This is a genomic window from Janthinobacterium goodfellowi (assembly GCF_051380695.1).
In the GTDB taxonomy this organism is placed as follows: domain Bacteria; phylum Pseudomonadota; class Gammaproteobacteria; order Burkholderiales; family Burkholderiaceae_D; genus Janthinobacterium.
The window spans coordinates 713865-729398 of record NZ_JBNYXN010000002.1; the positions used below are offsets into that span (position 1 = coordinate 713865).

Genomic DNA, 15534 nt, shown 5'->3' on the forward strand with positions numbered 1-15534 from the left:
CCGCAGGGCCCTGAATGCATAAACAGATTTTAATTGTCAGCCATAGTGGCGACCTGCACGCCGACCTGGTGGCCTCCATCCTCGCCGCCCGCGGCCATGCGCCATGGCGCATCGATCTCGACGCCTTTCCCCGCGATTACCAGCTATGCCAGCGTCTGCTGGACGGCCAGGCCAGCGCGCGGCTGCGCCGCCTGCCCGACGGCGACTGGCTGGATCTGCGCCAGGTAGGCGCCGTCTGGCTGCGCAAGGCAGCCGAATACGCGTATGCCAGCGCCGACCTGACCCAGCAGGAGCGCACCTACGCGCGGCTGGAAACGGAACAGGCCATCTTCAGCGTGCTGTACACGCTCGATTGCTACTGGCTCAGCCATCCTCTCGCCCTGCGCGGCGCGCAATGGAAGGGCGAGCAGCTGGAACGGGCCGCGCGCATGGGCTTTCGCGTACCCGCCACCCTGATCAGCAACGTGCCCGATGACGTGCGCGCTTTCCGCGCAGCCGTCGGCGGGCCCATCATTTTCAAGAGCATGTCCACGCCCACCCTGGCGGCCGAAACGGTCGAGGATGCAGACAGGGTCAGCGGCGGCATCGGCACCACCGTCGTCGACGACGCCATGCTCGACAGCCTGGACGCCGTCAGCGAACTGAGCTGCCAGTTCCAGGAATATATCGCCAAGCAATACGAACTGCGCATCACCGTGATAGGCCAGAAGCTGTTTGCCGCCCGCCTGTATTCGCAGGACGATGCGCGCACGACCGTCGATTCGCGCGACATGTCGGCGCCCATCCGCTACGAAGCGGCCACCTTGCCAGACGACATACACGAGCGCTGCCTCGCTTTCGTGCACAGCTATGGTCTCGAGTATGGCGCGCTGGACCTGATCGTCACGCCCGAGGGGGAATATATTTTCTTGGAAAACAATCCTGTCGGGCAATTTTTATATGTGCAACAACTGGTGCCCGCCCTGCCCCTGCTGGAAAGCGTGGCAGACAAACTGATCGAAGGAGCGCTATGCCACAGCCACACCTGACCGTGCTGCCGGCGCAGCTGCGCGCACTGGAGCAGGCGCGCGACAGCCGCGCCATCGTCCTGGCCGCCTCGCACCTGGACATGGAACTGCTGCCCGCCCTCTACGAACTGTGCCAGGGCATCGGCCCCGTGGCGCGCCTCGACGTGGTGCTGCACGGACGGGGCGGCATCGTCAACGCGGCGCGCCGCATCGCCCTGCTGCTGCGCCAGCATGCGCGCCACCTGAGCTTTATCGTGCCTTTCCACTGCCAGTCGGCCGCCACCCTGCTGGCCCTGGGCGCCGACGAAATCATCGCCGGCGACCTGGCCCTGTTCTCGCCCATCGACCCGCAGCTCGACGGCGCCGACGGCGGCTCAATGTCCAGCCTGGACATCAAGGTGTTCGGCGACATGGCGCAGCAATGGTTCGGCGTCGATGCCGGCGAAGCGCGCCAGCAATCCTTGTCCCTGTTATGCGGCAGCATCTTTCCCCCGTCCCTGACGGCCTTTTACCGCACTACGCTGGAACTGGCGCAGATCGGCGAAGAATTGCTGGCCTGGCAATTACCCGATGCCACACAAGAGGCGCGGCGCGCCATCGTCGCGCAATTGGTGACCGGTTATCACTCGCATAACTATGCCTTGACGCGCGAAGAGCTGGCCGGCCTGGGCCTGAACATGACGCGCGATGCCCAGGCTGAACGGCTGGGCTGGGCCATCTCGACCCAGTTGCAGGCGCACATAGGCGGCGCCTTGCGCAGCGCCCCCGACGAACCGTGGAACGATGCGCTGCTGGCCTCGCGCGACGGCGTGCAGCTGCGGCGCCAGCGTCCGGGCGGCTTCGCGCCGCTGTGGACCACGCAAACGGGGACAGCATGCTGACGGCATTGCTGTCTGATATCGCGCGCTGCTGCATCGCCTTGCTGCTGCTGGCGGCCGGCGTAGGCAAGCTGCGCAGCCATGCTGCCTTCCGCGGCAACCTGGCCACCTCGTTCGGCCTGCCGCCCGCCGCCGCTGCCTGGGCCGCGCCAGCCCTGGTGATGACCGAACTGCTGCTGGCGGGCTGGATATTAGCCGGCGGCACGCATCTGCCGATGCTGCTGTCGCTATTGCTGTTGAGTACCCTCACCGCCGTGCTGGCCTGGCGCTACTTCACGCACAGCGTGGTGCGCTGCAACTGCTTCGGCGAAGCGGCGCGGCCCGTTTCGCAGTACGACCTGCTGCGCAACGTGCTGGCGGTCGGCATCAACGGCGCCTACTGTGCGCTGGCGCAGGAAACGGCCTTGCCCGTCGCCACCACCGTATTGGCAGCCGGCCTGGCCGCCATCGCCTGCGTGGCCATCATTTCCCTGCACGACATCGCCACCCTGGCTAAGGCCGACTGATGGATGCCACCACATTGCAACTGGTGCTGGCGGCGCTGGCGTTCGCCATCGCCGGCAATATCTGGCTCAGCCTGGCCGTGCTGCGCGCCAGCCGCCGCGAAAGGCTGGCCCCCACGGCGCTGGCGCCGGGCGAGCCCCTGCCCGCCGTGCAAGCGCGCGCGCTGACGGGCGGCGCGCGTTTTCAGCCGGGCACCGGCGGCCAGGCCGCCGTGCTGCTGTTCCTCGCCAGCCGCTGCCCGAAATGCGCGGATAAGCTGGCCGGCATCGAACGGCTGCTGCCGCTGGCGCGGGACGCGGGCCTGGCCATGTGGCTGCTCAGCGAAGAGCCGGCCCGCCGGCTGCGCGCCTTCCTGCCCGGCGACGCCTTGCGGGCTGTCACGGCACGCTTGACGCTGCGCGACTACCGGCGCGTCAATCCCCTAATGAGCTCGCCATCCTACGTCTTTGTCAATGACCAGGGACTCGTGGAAGCGGCCGGCCTGATCGGCGACGAAGACTGGCTGGCCCTCGTCGGACAATTGAACGCCGAACCGTCGCAGGAGCGCGCCGCATGAGCAACATCAACTTCGGCCCGCATTTTGAACGCCTGCGTCTGCTGTACCCCGTGCGCTGGCGCATCGCCGCCGGCCTGCTGTGCATGGCCCTTACCGTGGGCGCCCAGCTGGCCTTTCCGCAAGCCATCGCGTATTTCATCGACCACGTGGCGGAACTGACGCGGCGCGGCATCACGCCGGGCATGGCGGCCGCCATGCTGGCCTTCAGCGTGCTGTATGCGCTGGCCTCGGCCGCCCGCTTCTACCTGCTGCAGTCGAGCGGCCACATGGTCGTCATGGGCGTGCGCCGGCGCCTGTTCGATGTGGTGATCAACCAGCCCATCGCCTTCTTCGACAAGCACCATGGCGGCGAGCTGAACAGCCGGCTCACGTCCGACGTGTCGGCCCTGCATGAAAGCCTGACCATCGGCGCGGCCAATGCCCTGCGCTCGCTGTGCGTGTTTTTGGGCGGCATCGCCATGCTGCTGCAGCTGTCGCCCATGCTGAGCCTGCCGCTGGCCCTGTTCATTCCCATCAGCCTGTATCTCGGCAAGCTGTCTGGCAGCAATTACCGGCTGCGCGCGCGGGCCATTTCCGCCAGCCTGGCCGCCAGCGGCAAGGTGGCGCAGGAATATTTCGCCCATGCGCGCCTGGTGCAGGCCTTCAACCAGCAAGGCGGCGCCATGGCCCGCTATGCGCAAGCCATGCGGCAACTGCTCGAGGTGTCGCTGGCCGGCACGCGGCTGCTGGCCGTGTTCCAGGGCGCGCAAGGCTTGCTTGCCTTTGTTGCCCTGCTGACCACCCTGTGCTTCGGCGGCCACCTGATCGGCCAGGGCCAGCTGACGGTGGGCCAGCTGACGGCCTTCGTCATCTATGCCAGCATGGTGACGGACACGGCCGGCTCCATCAGCGAATTCTGGAACACGTGGATGCGCACCATGGGCTCGACCGACCGCATCTTCGAGATCCTGCGCAGCCACCGTCCCATGCCCGAGGCGGCGCCGCAGCCGCCGCTGGCCGGCTATATCGCGCTGCGCGACGTGCGCTTTTCCTACCCGGAACGGATGCAGGCGACAGCCCTCGACGGCGTCAGCCTGTCCATCCGGGCCGGGGAAAAGATCGCGCTGGTGGGCGCCTCGGGCGCGGGCAAGTCCACCATCGCCAGCCTGGTGCTGGGCCATTACCAGCCCGGGGCCGGCAGCCTGCTGTTCGACGGCATCGATGCGCGCGTGCTGGGCCTGGCGCAGCTGCGGCGCCAGATGGCCGTGGTGGAACAGGAACCGGCGCTGTTTTCCGGCAGCATCGCGGACAATATCGCCTTTGCCGTGCCGGACCGCCAGGTGACGCGCGACGAAATGCTGGCGGCGGCGCGCCTGGCGCACGCGCACGACTTCATTGTGGCGTTTCCTGACGGCTACGACACTGTGGTGGGCGAACGGGGCGTGCAACTGTCCGGCGGACAAAAGCAGCGCATCGCGATTGCCCGCGCCATTCTGCGCGCGCCGAAAATCCTGATTCTGGACGAAGCCACCAGCGCGCTCGACGCGGCCAGCGAACAGCTGGTGCAGCGGGCGCTCGATACCTTGATGCAAGGGCGTACCACCATCATCATCGCCCACCGCTTTTCCACCATCGTCAAGGCCGACCGCATCATCGTCATGCAGGATGGCAGGATCTGCCAGCAAGGCACGCATGCCGAACTGCTGCGCGCGGGCGGCCAGTATGCGCGGCTGATGCAGCAGCAGCTGTCGCAATTCCAGCAGTTGCATGACAGTACGGCCACCCTGTAAAGTGGGCCAGATGAAAAAAACCTACCATGGCAGCTGCCACTGCGGCGCCGTGCGCTTCGCGGCCGAGATCGACCTGGCGGCCCCCAGCCTGCGCTGCAACTGTTCCTATTGCCTGAAGATCCGCTGCTGGGCCAGCCAGGTGCCGCCCGCGGCCTTTCGCCTGCTGGCCGGTGAAGGGGATTTGCGCGAATACCGCTTCGGCGCCGGCCGCGAACGCCACTATTTTTGCCGCCACTGCGGCGTACGGCCGTTTGGCCGCGGCGATTCGCCCCGCAGCGGCCCGTTTATCGGCATCGGCGTGAACTGCCTCGACGATGCAGCGGTGGCCGAACTGGCCCAGGCACCCGTCACCTTTGTCGATGGCTGGCATGACGATTGGGACACGCCGCCGCAAGAAACGCGGCACCTGTAAACAATGCAAATCTAGAAATGGTTGTCAGCGACCACAGAGTTTTCCTACGTGGCGACAAGGAGTGTCCCTATGGTTAAGCCCGACGCGGGCAGCGAGAATCGCTGCAACGGTGCTGCACGGCGCCGGAGCTCAGGCAAGAGCATCCGAGCCAATGTTGGACCGGATGATGACGCAGACTAACCTTAGGGGACATGATCATGACTTCGAACAGCAACGACAAGACCGGCAGCCAATCGGGCAAACAGCAGTCGGGCAGCCAGCAGTCGGACAAGCAGTCCGGCAGCCGCCAATCGTCGGGCGGCACCCAGGGCGGCACGCACGAGCAGCATGTGGAAGCGGGCCGCCAAAGCCACAAGAATGACGGCGACAAGCAATCGGGCTCGCAAGGTTCTCAGCAGTCGGGCCAGCAATCGGGCAAGAGCGGCAGCGGCAGCGGCAGCGGAAGCCAGCAATCGGGCTCCGGCTCCGGCATGCGCGGCGGTACGCATGAGCAGCACGTGGAAGCAGGACGTCAAAGCCACAAAAATGACGACAAATCCTGATTCCCGGGCAGTGTGATTGCCGGCAACTCAGCCGGTCATTAGTAGCAGCATGGACCGGTGCGGCATGGCCGTGCCGGTCCATGGGTGTGCTACGGCCGCCGCGCCATTTTGCCTCCCGCCACACAAATGGCGCGCGAAAGGCCGTTGTCTGGATCGGCATTCTGGGCGATAATTACTCCCATGAACGATACCACTACCTTCCCCCCATTGCCCGATCGCCTGTCGATCGACCCGAGCAGCCCTTACCACGTTGCAGCCGTGTTCGAGAACGACGTCGGCATCCGCTTCAACGACAAGGAACGTCTTGACGTGGAAGAATATTGCATCAGCGAACGCTGGATCAAGGTCGCTTCCACCAAGTCCCTCGACCGCCGCGGCCGTCCGCTGCAGATCAAGCTGAAGGGCAAAGTCGAAGCGTTTTACCGCTAAGCACAGCTGTTCGCTTCCATCGAGGCCGATTTTCATCGGCCTTTTTTGCGTCCGCCGTCCCATTCAGGCCGCGCTGGTGACCAGCCCGGCCGCGGCCGCCATCGGCAGCCACAGCATGGCGTCGGCCAGCACCTCGTCCGGCGCCCTGCCGCTGGACTGCGCCGCCTGCCGTGCGCCTTGCGCCAGCGGCGCGCCCCCGGCCAGCGCCTGCAGGCAGTCGAACTGCCAGGGCTGCAGCTCGTGCATGGCAAGCCGGTAATGCATGCGAGAAATGGCCACAAAGGCGGGACTGGCCTCCGGCTGGGCCGGCACGGCGGCGTCCGGCGCAGCCTGCACCTGTTGCCAGAATGCACACAAGGGAAATGACAGGGCCAGCAGCCGCGTGCACGGCGCCAGGCACCAGGCCGGCGCATTTCCCAACAACAAGTCCAGGCCGGAAGGCAACAATGACGGCGCCCGTTTTTCCAGGCCCGGCGCCCTGCCCGCCTCGCTGCGCGCCCGCTCCAGCTGCGCCAGTTCGACGGGAAAGCGCAAGACGTCCCCCTGCGCGCCGGCGGCGCCCTGGCTGGCGGCGAGAAAATCGGCAAAGCCGCCGCCCAGGTCGTACAAGGTCGGGGAAGCGGACGGGTGGCGCCAGACATAGGCGCGGGCAAAGAACGCGAACAGCTCGTCGCCCATGACCTTGCGCAACACGGGATAGTCGGCTTGCAGGCATTCGAGCAGGCGCTGCACGTAGCCGTCCGCATGGATGTGCAGCGGCGCCGGCCCGCCCCGCGCCCGTTTCAATACCTGCTCCTGCGTCAAGCCGTGGCGCTCGCTGGCCAGCTGCGCGCCGCGCACCGCACCGCCCGGCGCCGTCATGGCCGTCAAAAACCACGCCTGCAATTGCGCCAGCGGTGCGTCCGCGCGCGCGTCGCCGTCGGCGCTACGGGGCATGGGCCGCCTCCAGGTGAAAGCCCAGCGGCGCCGAGACGGCGGCGGCCAAGCTCGCCGTGGCCGTGGCTGGTACTGCATCGGCAAACTCGCCCCGCCCGGCCGCGCGCGCCTTGTCGAGCTCGGCCAGCAGCTGCGGGTAAGCCGGAATGTCCGCATCCCATTCCAGCAGGGCCGACACGCCGCCCGTCAGCTGCTGCGCCAGCGCGTACAGGCGCCAGACGGCCGCCGGCACGGGGGCGTCGTGCGTGTCGATCAGCATCGCGCCGCAGACGGTGGGCCCGGCCAGGTGGATCTGCACGATGTGCGCGTGCGGCAACTGGCGGATGTAGGCGGCCGCGTCATAACCGTGGTTATGCGCACTGACGTGGACATTATTAACGTCGAGCAAGAGTCCGCAGCCCGTGTCCTCGGCCAGGCGGCCCAGGAATTCCCATTCCGGCATGCTGGACTGGGCAAACTCCACGTAGCTGCTGGGGTTTTCCAGGACCAGGGGACGGCCCAGGAATTCCTGCACTTGCCGCACTCTGCCCGCCACGTGGCGCAGGCTGGCCTCGTCCAGCGGCAAGGGCAGCAAATCGTGGCTGTTGAGCGAGGCGGCGCCCGTCCAGCACACATGGTCGGAAATCCACGCGGGGCGGATCTCGGCGGCCAGCTGGCGCAGCTTGCGCAGGTAGGCCAGGCTCAGGGGATCGCTGCTGCCGATCGACAGCGATACGCCATGCATGACGATGGGCACCTGCGCCGCCACCTGCTCGAGCACATGGCGCGCATAGCCGTGGTTGTCGATGAAATTCTCGCTGATGATCTCGAACCAGTCCACCTGCGGACCGTGTTCCAGGATGTGCGCGTAATGGGGCGGACGCAGCCCCACGCCCAGGCCCAGATTCGGCAGGCCCAGGCGCGGAAGCACCGCTGGCTTGATTGCTCGCATCAGGTCGACGGCGGCAAGGCCAGGCGCAGGTCGGTGGGCGCCGGCGGCGCGCCCACCGGCGTGCCGCGCGCGGCCATTACCTTGCCGTAGGCTTCCCAGGCCTTGTCGTAGACATTGTCGCCGAGCGCAAAACTCATGCTCTGGCCCAGCGGAATGCTGCGGTGCGCGGGTGCGGGACCGAAATCGTACAGGGTCATGGTGGCGGGTTCGGGCGGGTCCTTCTTCGTGGTGTTCGGATACAGCTGCGAGGCCGAAATCGGCACGGCGCAGCCGCCGAATCCCGCGCATTTGTTGTCGCTGGGCGCGCTGTAGACTTTATCGTCCTGCGGCGGCGGTGGCGGCACGTAGCACTCGCTGCCAGGCGCCGCGGCAGCCTTGACCGAGTGGCCGCAGGACGAGCCGCCCGTGTCGGCCTGGGCGAAGCCGCAGCCGCCCTGGGCGTGGCAGCCGTTGGAGCCGCGGCAGGTATGGTAGACGGCCAGCGCGGCGCAGGTGGACGAGGCCTCGCCCTCCAGGTGCATGCCCTGGCAGGCGTGGTACAGCACGCTTTTCTCGGCCAGCGGCACGCCCGTCGCCAGGTTCGGCGCCTGGCCCAGCACGGCCCAGCAAATGGCCATGCGGTCGCCCGCGCCCACCATCGACGGATACGGGAATTCCAGTTGCTGGTTCAGCCAGTACTTGTCCAGCACGGAAGTGATGCCATAGATGGCGCCCGTAGCCACCGTGCTGAGCATTTGCAGGGTGCCGCTGGCGTCCTTCAACCGGTTCAGGGCACCCGCCACGGCCGCCGGCGCGGGGATGTTCTTCGGCGCGGTGGCCGGGTTGTAGCGCTCATTGGTCAGCATGGCTTCGCTCCAGCGCCCGCCTTCCTTGTGCCAGCCGGCCCAGGTCTTGACGGGCAGCATGGCCTTGACCTGGCCGAAGCGCTCATAGTGGTCGAACGGGGCGCTGTCGTGGCGCGCCGCCGCATCGCGCGATTCGGCGTCCTTGCCATTGTTCGCGTACGACGGGTAATCACACTTCAGGGCGGCCAGGTCTTCGCGGTAGTCGGGCTGCACGGCCATCAGGCGCTGCGCCGCGTCGCGGCGGTAGCGCTGGATGGCCGTGTCGCTGCCCTCGCCCTGGTCCGTGATGGCCGCCATCATGTCGATGGCCTTGTTGAACGAGCCCGTCTGGCCGCCATCCTGGTCCTGCGGGCCGAAACAGGTGTCGAACTTGGGAAACTCCGCCTTGGCGTGGCCCGGGACCTGGCTGTTGAACATGTCCTGCTGCACCGAGCCGTTGACGAACAGTTTTTGCCACAAGGTCTGGCCATCCGTGTATGCGATGCTGATGTAGCGCGCATAGCATTCATACATATAGCCGATGGTGCCGAACAGGGGCAGATCATGCACGTGCTTGCCCGGCGTCCAGCCCACGAACGGCACCTCGGGGAAATATTTGGTGTGGTTGTGCTTGTCGAACTCGGCCAGCTGGGCGCGCGCCTGCTGTTCCGGCTGCTCGATGGCGAGGAACAGGTCGCACTGGTTGTCGTTCAGCTCTTCCAGGTTGACGCGCACATGGCGGTAGCCGGCCGTGTCCTGCAAGTCGACGATGTGCGGGATCACCGTGCAATCCTTGCCGTAGCAGGTCCAGCCGTGGTCTTGCGACTGCAGCTCCGACCCCGTAAAGCATGGCGCCGTGCCGATGGCCGTGGCCAGGTTAGCCGCCATCTGCAAGTGCAGCATTTCCTGGATGAAGACGCTGAAGATGATATTGAAAGCCTTCTGCTCCTTCAGTTCGGGCCGCGCCGTGGTACCCATGCCCGGCCACTGGCGGCCTTCGTAGTAGGTGATGCCTTTCGAGTTGATCTGGTGCGTGCCCTGGATCGAATACATGGTGGCCATGTACAGGGGAATGGTGAACAGTTCCACGCTGACGGCCGCCTGGGCGATGGCGCGCACGGCGGCCGTATCGGTGGCCAGCATGTCGAGCGAACGGTTGGTGATGGCGGCCTGGGTGCTTCCTAAAACGGGCATTTTCATTCTGTCTCTCCACAGGAAGGATGCGTTTCGGATATCGGGCCGGGCCGCGCCATCTGCGTGCGCTGCTCACGGCACGGAAATCATACGCCTAAGAAAGATATTTTTGCGGCAAGATTTGTGCGCTGGCCCAGGTATTGATCTGCGTCAATTCAGCTGGGCTTTCACCGTACAAATCAGCGTTTTACGCCGTCATTCGATGACAATTGAATAGAATCGGCAAAACGCGCGCGTGTATAAGCGCCGCACCGTCCAACGCCGGCGCGTCGCTTGCATGGTGATAGTTACGCAGCCGGCGGCGGCTGGAAGGCGCAAAAACCGGGCCACTGCTCGCGGCTGTCACACACTTTCAGGCAGCCTTGATTGCCCTTGAACGTGGCGACGACCTTGATGGGAAAGCCATACAGTGGCGTGGTGGCAAGGAAAGCGGACGGGCAGCTTTGCTCGTTGCTGAAGCGGAAAGTGATTTCTTCGCGGCGACCCTTGCGCGCAAAGCTCAGCATGAAGGTTTCATTGCTGTTCCACTGCGCCTTGCCCGGCACGCGGAAGCGGTAGCGCGGGCTGCCCGGCTGCTGGCCCTCGAGCTTTTGGCCGAAGACCCGGCTGCTGGCCGTGGCCGTCTCGACCTTGGCGACCGGATACACGACGGCAAACATATACGTGCCCGCGAAACCCTGGTCGAAGCCCAGGCCCTTCTGGTAGAACGGCACGACGATATGCGGCGCGCCCCCGTATTCCACGCTGTTGCGCGCCGTCATGCGCGACGTCAGCTTGTCGTCGGGCGCTTGCCCGAAGACGACGTCCACTTCCACCAGGGCCTGGCTCTTGTCGATGTCTTGCGCCAGATAATCCCTGGGGGCGATCTCGCTGTGCACGCAGCCGGCCAGCAACGATGCGGCGAGGCAGCCGGCGATAAGTTGAGGGTAGCTCATGGCTGTTTTCCTTCCGGGGGCGCAGAACTGAGGCCCAAGCCCGTCACTTGCCAGCCGCCCTTGCCTTGTTTCCATTGAAATTGCTGGCCGAACCAGGCCAGTTCCAGCTCGCGCCGGATGCGGTTGCTATCCGTGCGGCCCTGGCGCGCCTTGATGGCGGCGCCCGCCTGCGCGGAAGCGGCCTCCGACAAGGGCTTCAGCCAACGCTGATACGTGTCGGGCGGCAAGGCCAGCACGCCGGCCACGCCGTCGTCGCGCGTGGCGACGATGATCCCCACCTTCGTCAGCGCATTCGTCAGATACGCGCCGCGCCGCCCGTCGGGCGAGACGGAGACCAGCACGGCGGGCGCGTAATCGCCGGTGACGCCGCCCGGCACGTCAAACCACAGCAGCTCGCCCGAGAGCGTGTCGAGCGCGCGGCCGTCGCGGGGAAACAGCAGCATCTCGGGACGGCCCGGCTGCGGCACGCCCCATTCGGGGTCGCGCTCCGTGCGCACCATGCTGTCGCGCTGCAGGGGGCTGATGGGGCGCATCAGCGGTTCGCCATTCTGCACGCCGATGAGGATGGTACCCTGGCCCGTGTAGCCCTTGGTGAATGCCAGCAGCATGGGCTGGCCTTCGCGCGTCGCTTTTAGCGGACGCACCTCCACCACTTCGCGCGCGCCGCCGGGCCAATAGCCGTGCTGGCGAAAGGACAAGGTGACGAGCGCGTCGTGGCGGTCACGCGTGACGACGAAGTCGCCGTATTGCTGCATCACCGGCACGTATGATGTTTGCGCCTGCGCGGCGGGCACGATGGCGGCGGCCAGGGTGGCGGCGGCCGCCAGGCGGTGTAAAGGAAAGAACAGCATGGCATCCCGTAAAGGTCGCACCGGGCGAAGGAACGCCATCATAAACGATTCATCGCCAGCAATACTGTCCAATAGAAAACATCATCGGCGCTGGATTTCGATCAGTTCGATCTCGAACAGCTTGGGCCACAGTTTGCCCGTGACAAACAGACGCTTGCCCCGTGCATCCCAGGCGATGCCGTTGAGCACGGCGTCGGGATTGGCCGTGCCCCGCTGCTCGGGCGGCAGCAAGCCCGTCAGGTCGATCCAGCCGACAACTTTACCGCTGGCCGGGTCGATGCGGGCGATCACATCCGCGCCCCACACATTGGCAAACAGTTGTCCGTCGACCATTTCCAATTCGTTCAGCCGGTCGATGGGGCGGCCCTCGGCCTTCACCTCGAAGCGGCGCACTTCGGCCAGGGTTTTCGGATTGAGCACGCGGATGGCGGACGTGCCGTCGCTCATGTAGACGAATTGATTGTCGCTGGCCAGGCCCCAGCCTTCGCCCTGGTAGCTGAACTTGCGTTTCAATTTGAAGGTTTTCAGGTCGAAGACATAGCCCGTCTGCGAAATCCACGTCAGGCCCAGGATTTCATCGCCCACGTCCGTGATGCCTTCGCCGAACACATTCTTGTCGAGCATGCTTTTCTGCAGCACCTTGCCCGTCGTCAGCTCCACCTTGCGCAAGGACGACTGGCCGTTCTGGCCCGTGCTTTCATACAGGTGCCCATCCTTGAACAGCAAGCCCTGCGTGAAAGCCTGGGGGTCGTGCGGGTAAGTGTTCTTGACGAAATAGCCATATACGGGCAAGGCGGCCTGGGCGTAGCCCATTTCGCTCATCAGGCCCACGGTGCATAACAATCCCAGCAGCAATGAGCCGGCCGTGCGTTTGAGTCTGGTATTGACGTTGATATTCATCGGGTCGGGCGGAAGTTGGCGAGCATCTATTGTAAACGTGCCGCGTCCGCCATGCGCGCCCTGACGAGCTCCAGCCAGGCGCGCGCGGCGAACGACAGCCGCCCGCCCCGGCGCCAGGCCAGCATCAAATTCCACTCCACGGGCGGGCCGTCCAGGGGAATCACGTCAAAATGCGCCGGCTCCAAGGTGTCGCAATACATCTTCGGCAGCAGGCAGATGCCCACGCCCAGCCGCACCAGCGAGGCAATGAAATCCCACTGGCCGCTGCGGCCCGTGATGCGCGGCGCGAAACCGGCGCGCTGGCAAGCATCGAGCACGATGTCGTTCAGGGCGAACGCGGCGCCGTAGAAGATGAAGGGGCTGTCGGCCAGCTCGGCCAGGGCCACGGCAGCGCGCCCCTGCCACGGCGAGCCGGGCGCTGCCAGCAGGCACAGCGGCGAGCGCACGAGGGGCAAGGCTTCGAAATCCTGCCAGGTGGCCGCATTGCCCGGGTAGTCGAGCATGGTGCCCAGTTCCACCGTGCCGGTGCGCAAGTCGCGCTCGATCGCCTGTGTGCCGCTTTCGTACATCTTCAATTCGATGCCCGGATAGCGCTGGTGGTATTCGGCCAGCCATGGCGCCAGGGTGGAGTGCGTCTGCGGCGACACGCCGACCCGCAATTCTCCCCGCTCCAGATGTTGCAGGTCGCGCAATTCCACCTTCAGTTCCGCGTGCAGGGCCAGCAGCTCATGCGCGCGCGACAGCACCACCTTGCCCGCGTCCGTCAGCGTAAAACGCTTGCCGGCGCGGTCCAGAAGGGCCAGGTCCAGCGATTGCTCCAGCTGTTGCACCATCTTGCTGACGGTGGGCTGCGTCACGTGCAGCCTGGCGGCCGCGCGCGTAAAACTGGCTTGCTCGACCACTTCGACGAAGTAGCGCAGGGAGCGGATATCCATGATGCATTCCAATATCGAATGATAATCATGAGTTTAAGTCATTTTATCTTTTGATGTGGGCTCACTACAATGAAAACCTCCCCATCCGTTTGAAAGCCCGCCGTGAAAGCCGTTCCTTGCTCCACCACCGCCCCACTCTCCATCGCTGCCTGGCGCCAGCCCGCACAGACCGTGTGGCAAGTGGGCATGTTGATTGCCGCCTGGTGGCTGGCCGACGCGGCCGCGGCCGCCCTGCACTTGCCGTTTTCCGGCGGCGTCGTGGGCCTGTTCGTGCTGGTGGCCCTGCTGCTGGCGGGCTGGGTGCGCCCCAGCGCCATCGAACTGGGCGCGAACTGGCTGCTGGCCAATATGCTGCTGTTTTTTATACCGCTGGTCGTATCCGTGGTGCAATTTACGCAACTGTTGAAGTCGCAGGGCTTGATGCTGTTCGTAAATATCGGCCTGGGCTTTGCCAGCGTGATGCTGGCCACGGCGCTGACGGTGGAATGGGTGTGCCGCTATGAACGCAAGCTGCGTCTGAATAAGCTGCTGCGCCAGCGCGCAGCCAGGGAGCAAGCATGAGCACCCTGCTGCTGTCCCTGCTGTTTTTGCTGCTGACCCTGGTGCTGTTCTACGCCAACCAGGCCGTGCACCGCCGCCACCCGCATTTCCTGCTCACGCCCGCCATCTGCACCTCGGCGATATTGATCGTCATCGTGCAGGCCACGTCGACGCCGTTCGCCACGTATTTCGGCGAGACGCGCTGGCTGCCGTGGCTGCTGGGCCCTGCCACCATCGCGTTTGCGCTGCCCATCTTCCAGGAGCGCAAGCTGATCCGCAAGCACTGGCTGGCCCTGTCGCTGGGCAGCTGCGCCGGCATCGTCGCCTCCGTGGCGGCCACCCTGCTGCTGGACCGGGTATTTGGCGTGCACGGCGACATGGCGCGCAGCCTGCTGGCCCGTTCCGTGTCGACGCCGTTCGCGCTGGAAGCGTCGCGCCACATGGGCGGCTCGGCGCAGCTGACGGGCATCTTCGTGGTGATGACGGGCTTGTTCGGCTTGATGCTGGGCAAGCCGCTGTTAAAACTGCTGCCCTTGCGCATGCGCATCGCCCGTGGCGCCCCGTATGGCGCGGCCGCGCACGGCTTTGGCTTATCCGTGGCGCGCCGCGTGGGCACGGAAGAAGGCGCCGTGGCCAGCCTGACGATGATTTTCTCAGGTGTCGTGACGGTGCTGCTGGCGCCACTGCTGGGACATTTGCTGGGCTAGCGGCCCGCTTGCAGCGCCTGCATGCCATGCACGATCAGGTCGATGCCCGCCAAAAAATCCTGGCGGTCGTCGTGCGCGCGCAACTGGCCCGCCACCTTGCGCGCAAATGGAAATGCCTGCGCATCGAGGCGTGACCACGCGCCCGCCAGGGTGTCGAGGAAATGCGCGCGCTCCAGGCCCTGTTCCCGGGCGATGACGGCATTGGCCGCATTCTGCCCGCTCACGCCCAGCAGATAATTGAGCAAGGCGCATGCCGCCATCCACTGCCGCTCCTGCGGCACGCCCAGCGCATCGACTTGCCGGCCCAGGCGTTCCAGGATGCGCACGGTGGGCAGCTGGCCCGGCGCGCGCGACAGGGCCGAGCCCAGCCATGGATGCGCATCCATCGCCTCGAACATGGCCAGCGCCACGGCGCCGATGCCCGCCTGCGGCGTATCGCCGTGCGGGGCGGCCTCCATGGCGCGGGCGACGATGGCGTCGCTGGCGGCCGTGAACAAATCATCCTTGTCCGCCACGTGCCAGTAGATGGCCCCCGCCCCCGTCGCCAGGCGCGCGGCCAGGGCGCGGAAGGTCAGGCCGCCCTCGCCCGCTGTGTCGAGCAGGGCAATGGCGGCGTCGATGATGGAGTCGCGCGTCAGCGAGTCGGCGCGTCGTGGTGGGTTCGCTACGGTATGGGGCATCGCT

The 15534-nt window shown here is 65.9% G+C and carries 18 protein-coding genes; 10 read left to right on the forward strand and 8 right to left on the reverse strand.

Features of this window, described 5'->3' with window-relative positions; translation table 11 throughout:
- Window positions 1-14: 14 nt before the first annotated feature.
- The 8 genes from ACQ4WQ_RS11210 to ACQ4WQ_RS11245 all read left to right on the forward strand — a co-directional run bounded on the left by ACQ4WQ_RS11210 (window position 15) and on the right by ACQ4WQ_RS11245 (window position 6097).
- Window positions 15-1028 (forward strand): ATP-grasp domain-containing protein, encoded by a 1014-nt coding sequence (locus ACQ4WQ_RS11210; protein WP_436497027.1) that lies wholly within the window; start codon window positions 15-17, stop codon window positions 1026-1028.
- Window positions 1010-1888: an SDH family Clp fold serine proteinase gene (locus ACQ4WQ_RS11215; RefSeq protein ID WP_436497029.1), complete on the forward strand. Its 879-nt coding sequence runs from the start codon at window positions 1010-1012 to the stop codon at window positions 1886-1888. The genes ACQ4WQ_RS11210 and ACQ4WQ_RS11215 overlap by 19 nt, the downstream gene beginning before the upstream one ends.
- Window positions 1882-2391: a MauE/DoxX family redox-associated membrane protein gene (locus ACQ4WQ_RS11220; protein ID WP_436497031.1), complete on the forward strand. Its 510-nt coding sequence runs from the start codon at window positions 1882-1884 to the stop codon at window positions 2389-2391. The genes ACQ4WQ_RS11215 and ACQ4WQ_RS11220 overlap by 7 nt, the downstream gene beginning before the upstream one ends.
- Window positions 2391-2945 (forward strand): thioredoxin domain-containing protein, encoded by a 555-nt coding sequence (locus ACQ4WQ_RS11225; RefSeq protein ID WP_326457373.1) that lies wholly within the window; start codon window positions 2391-2393, stop codon window positions 2943-2945. The genes ACQ4WQ_RS11220 and ACQ4WQ_RS11225 overlap by 1 nt, the downstream gene beginning before the upstream one ends.
- Window positions 2942-4714, forward strand: coding sequence for an ABC transporter ATP-binding protein (locus tag ACQ4WQ_RS11230; protein WP_436497033.1), 1773 nt, complete (start codon window positions 2942-2944; stop codon window positions 4712-4714). Before ACQ4WQ_RS11225 ends, ACQ4WQ_RS11230 begins: the two co-directional genes overlap by 4 nt.
- A 10-nt stretch (window positions 4715-4724) precedes the next feature.
- Entirely contained in the window at window positions 4725-5126 is a 402-nt protein-coding gene (locus ACQ4WQ_RS11235) for a GFA family protein (RefSeq protein ID WP_436497035.1), read from the forward strand.
- Window positions 5127-5323: 197 nt separating this feature from the next.
- Window positions 5324-5668 (forward strand): hypothetical protein, encoded by a 345-nt coding sequence (locus ACQ4WQ_RS11240; RefSeq protein ID WP_436497037.1) that lies wholly within the window; start codon window positions 5324-5326, stop codon window positions 5666-5668.
- Window positions 5669-5848: 180 nt separating this feature from the next.
- The gene (locus ACQ4WQ_RS11245) at window positions 5849-6097 is read left to right on the forward strand and encodes a DUF3297 family protein (protein WP_436497039.1); all 249 of its coding nucleotides are present in this window, start codon (window positions 5849-5851) and stop codon (window positions 6095-6097) included.
- Between the two features lie 63 nt (window positions 6098-6160).
- Here ACQ4WQ_RS11245 and ACQ4WQ_RS11250 read toward each other — a convergent pair whose 3' ends face one another.
- The 7 genes from ACQ4WQ_RS11250 to ACQ4WQ_RS11280 all read right to left on the reverse strand — a co-directional run bounded on the left by ACQ4WQ_RS11250 (window position 6161) and on the right by ACQ4WQ_RS11280 (window position 13603).
- A complete protein-coding gene (locus ACQ4WQ_RS11250) occupies window positions 6161-7033 on the reverse strand; it encodes an HvfC/BufC family peptide modification chaperone (protein WP_436497041.1) in 873 nt (290 codons plus the stop codon).
- A complete protein-coding gene (gene bufB / locus ACQ4WQ_RS11255; protein WP_436497043.1) occupies window positions 7023-7964 on the reverse strand; it encodes an MNIO family bufferin maturase in 942 nt (313 codons plus the stop codon). The genes ACQ4WQ_RS11250 and bufB overlap by 11 nt, the downstream gene beginning before the upstream one ends.
- The gene (locus ACQ4WQ_RS11260; RefSeq protein ID WP_436497045.1) at window positions 7964-9988 is read right to left on the reverse strand and encodes a ferritin-like domain-containing protein; all 2025 of its coding nucleotides are present in this window, start codon (window positions 9986-9988) and stop codon (window positions 7964-7966) included. Before ACQ4WQ_RS11260 ends, bufB begins: the two co-directional genes overlap by 1 nt.
- Window positions 9989-10269: 281 nt before the next feature.
- Window positions 10270-10917 carry a hypothetical protein gene (locus ACQ4WQ_RS11265; protein ID WP_436497046.1) on the reverse strand — a complete coding sequence of 216 codons (648 nt, stop codon included), beginning with the start codon at window positions 10915-10917 and terminating at the stop codon, window positions 10270-10272.
- Window positions 10914-11768 (reverse strand): hypothetical protein, encoded by an 855-nt coding sequence (locus ACQ4WQ_RS11270; RefSeq protein ID WP_436497048.1) that lies wholly within the window; start codon window positions 11766-11768, stop codon window positions 10914-10916. Before ACQ4WQ_RS11270 ends, ACQ4WQ_RS11265 begins: the two co-directional genes overlap by 4 nt.
- An 81-nt stretch (window positions 11769-11849) precedes the next feature.
- Window positions 11850-12668: a glutaminyl-peptide cyclotransferase gene (locus ACQ4WQ_RS11275; protein WP_326457382.1), complete on the reverse strand. Its 819-nt coding sequence runs from the start codon at window positions 12666-12668 to the stop codon at window positions 11850-11852.
- A gap of 26 nt (window positions 12669-12694) precedes the next feature.
- Window positions 12695-13603, reverse strand: coding sequence for a LysR family transcriptional regulator (locus ACQ4WQ_RS11280; protein ID WP_436497050.1), 909 nt, complete (start codon window positions 13601-13603; stop codon window positions 12695-12697).
- A 102-nt stretch (window positions 13604-13705) separates the two neighbouring features.
- On the opposite strand from ACQ4WQ_RS11280, the gene ACQ4WQ_RS11285 reads away from it, so the two are divergent.
- Both ACQ4WQ_RS11285 and ACQ4WQ_RS11290 read left to right on the forward strand, forming a co-directional pair.
- Entirely contained in the window at window positions 13706-14164 is a 459-nt protein-coding gene (locus tag ACQ4WQ_RS11285; protein ID WP_436497052.1) for a CidA/LrgA family protein, read from the forward strand.
- A complete protein-coding gene (locus ACQ4WQ_RS11290; protein ID WP_070288450.1) occupies window positions 14161-14850 on the forward strand; it encodes an LrgB family protein in 690 nt (229 codons plus the stop codon). Before ACQ4WQ_RS11285 ends, ACQ4WQ_RS11290 begins: the two co-directional genes overlap by 4 nt.
- Here the strand turns inward: ACQ4WQ_RS11290 and ACQ4WQ_RS11295 are convergent.
- Window positions 14847-15530 (reverse strand): TetR/AcrR family transcriptional regulator, encoded by a 684-nt coding sequence (locus tag ACQ4WQ_RS11295; RefSeq protein ID WP_436497055.1) that lies wholly within the window; start codon window positions 15528-15530, stop codon window positions 14847-14849. The genes ACQ4WQ_RS11290 and ACQ4WQ_RS11295 overlap by 4 nt on opposite strands.
- Between the last annotated feature and the right edge of the window lie 4 nt (window positions 15531-15534).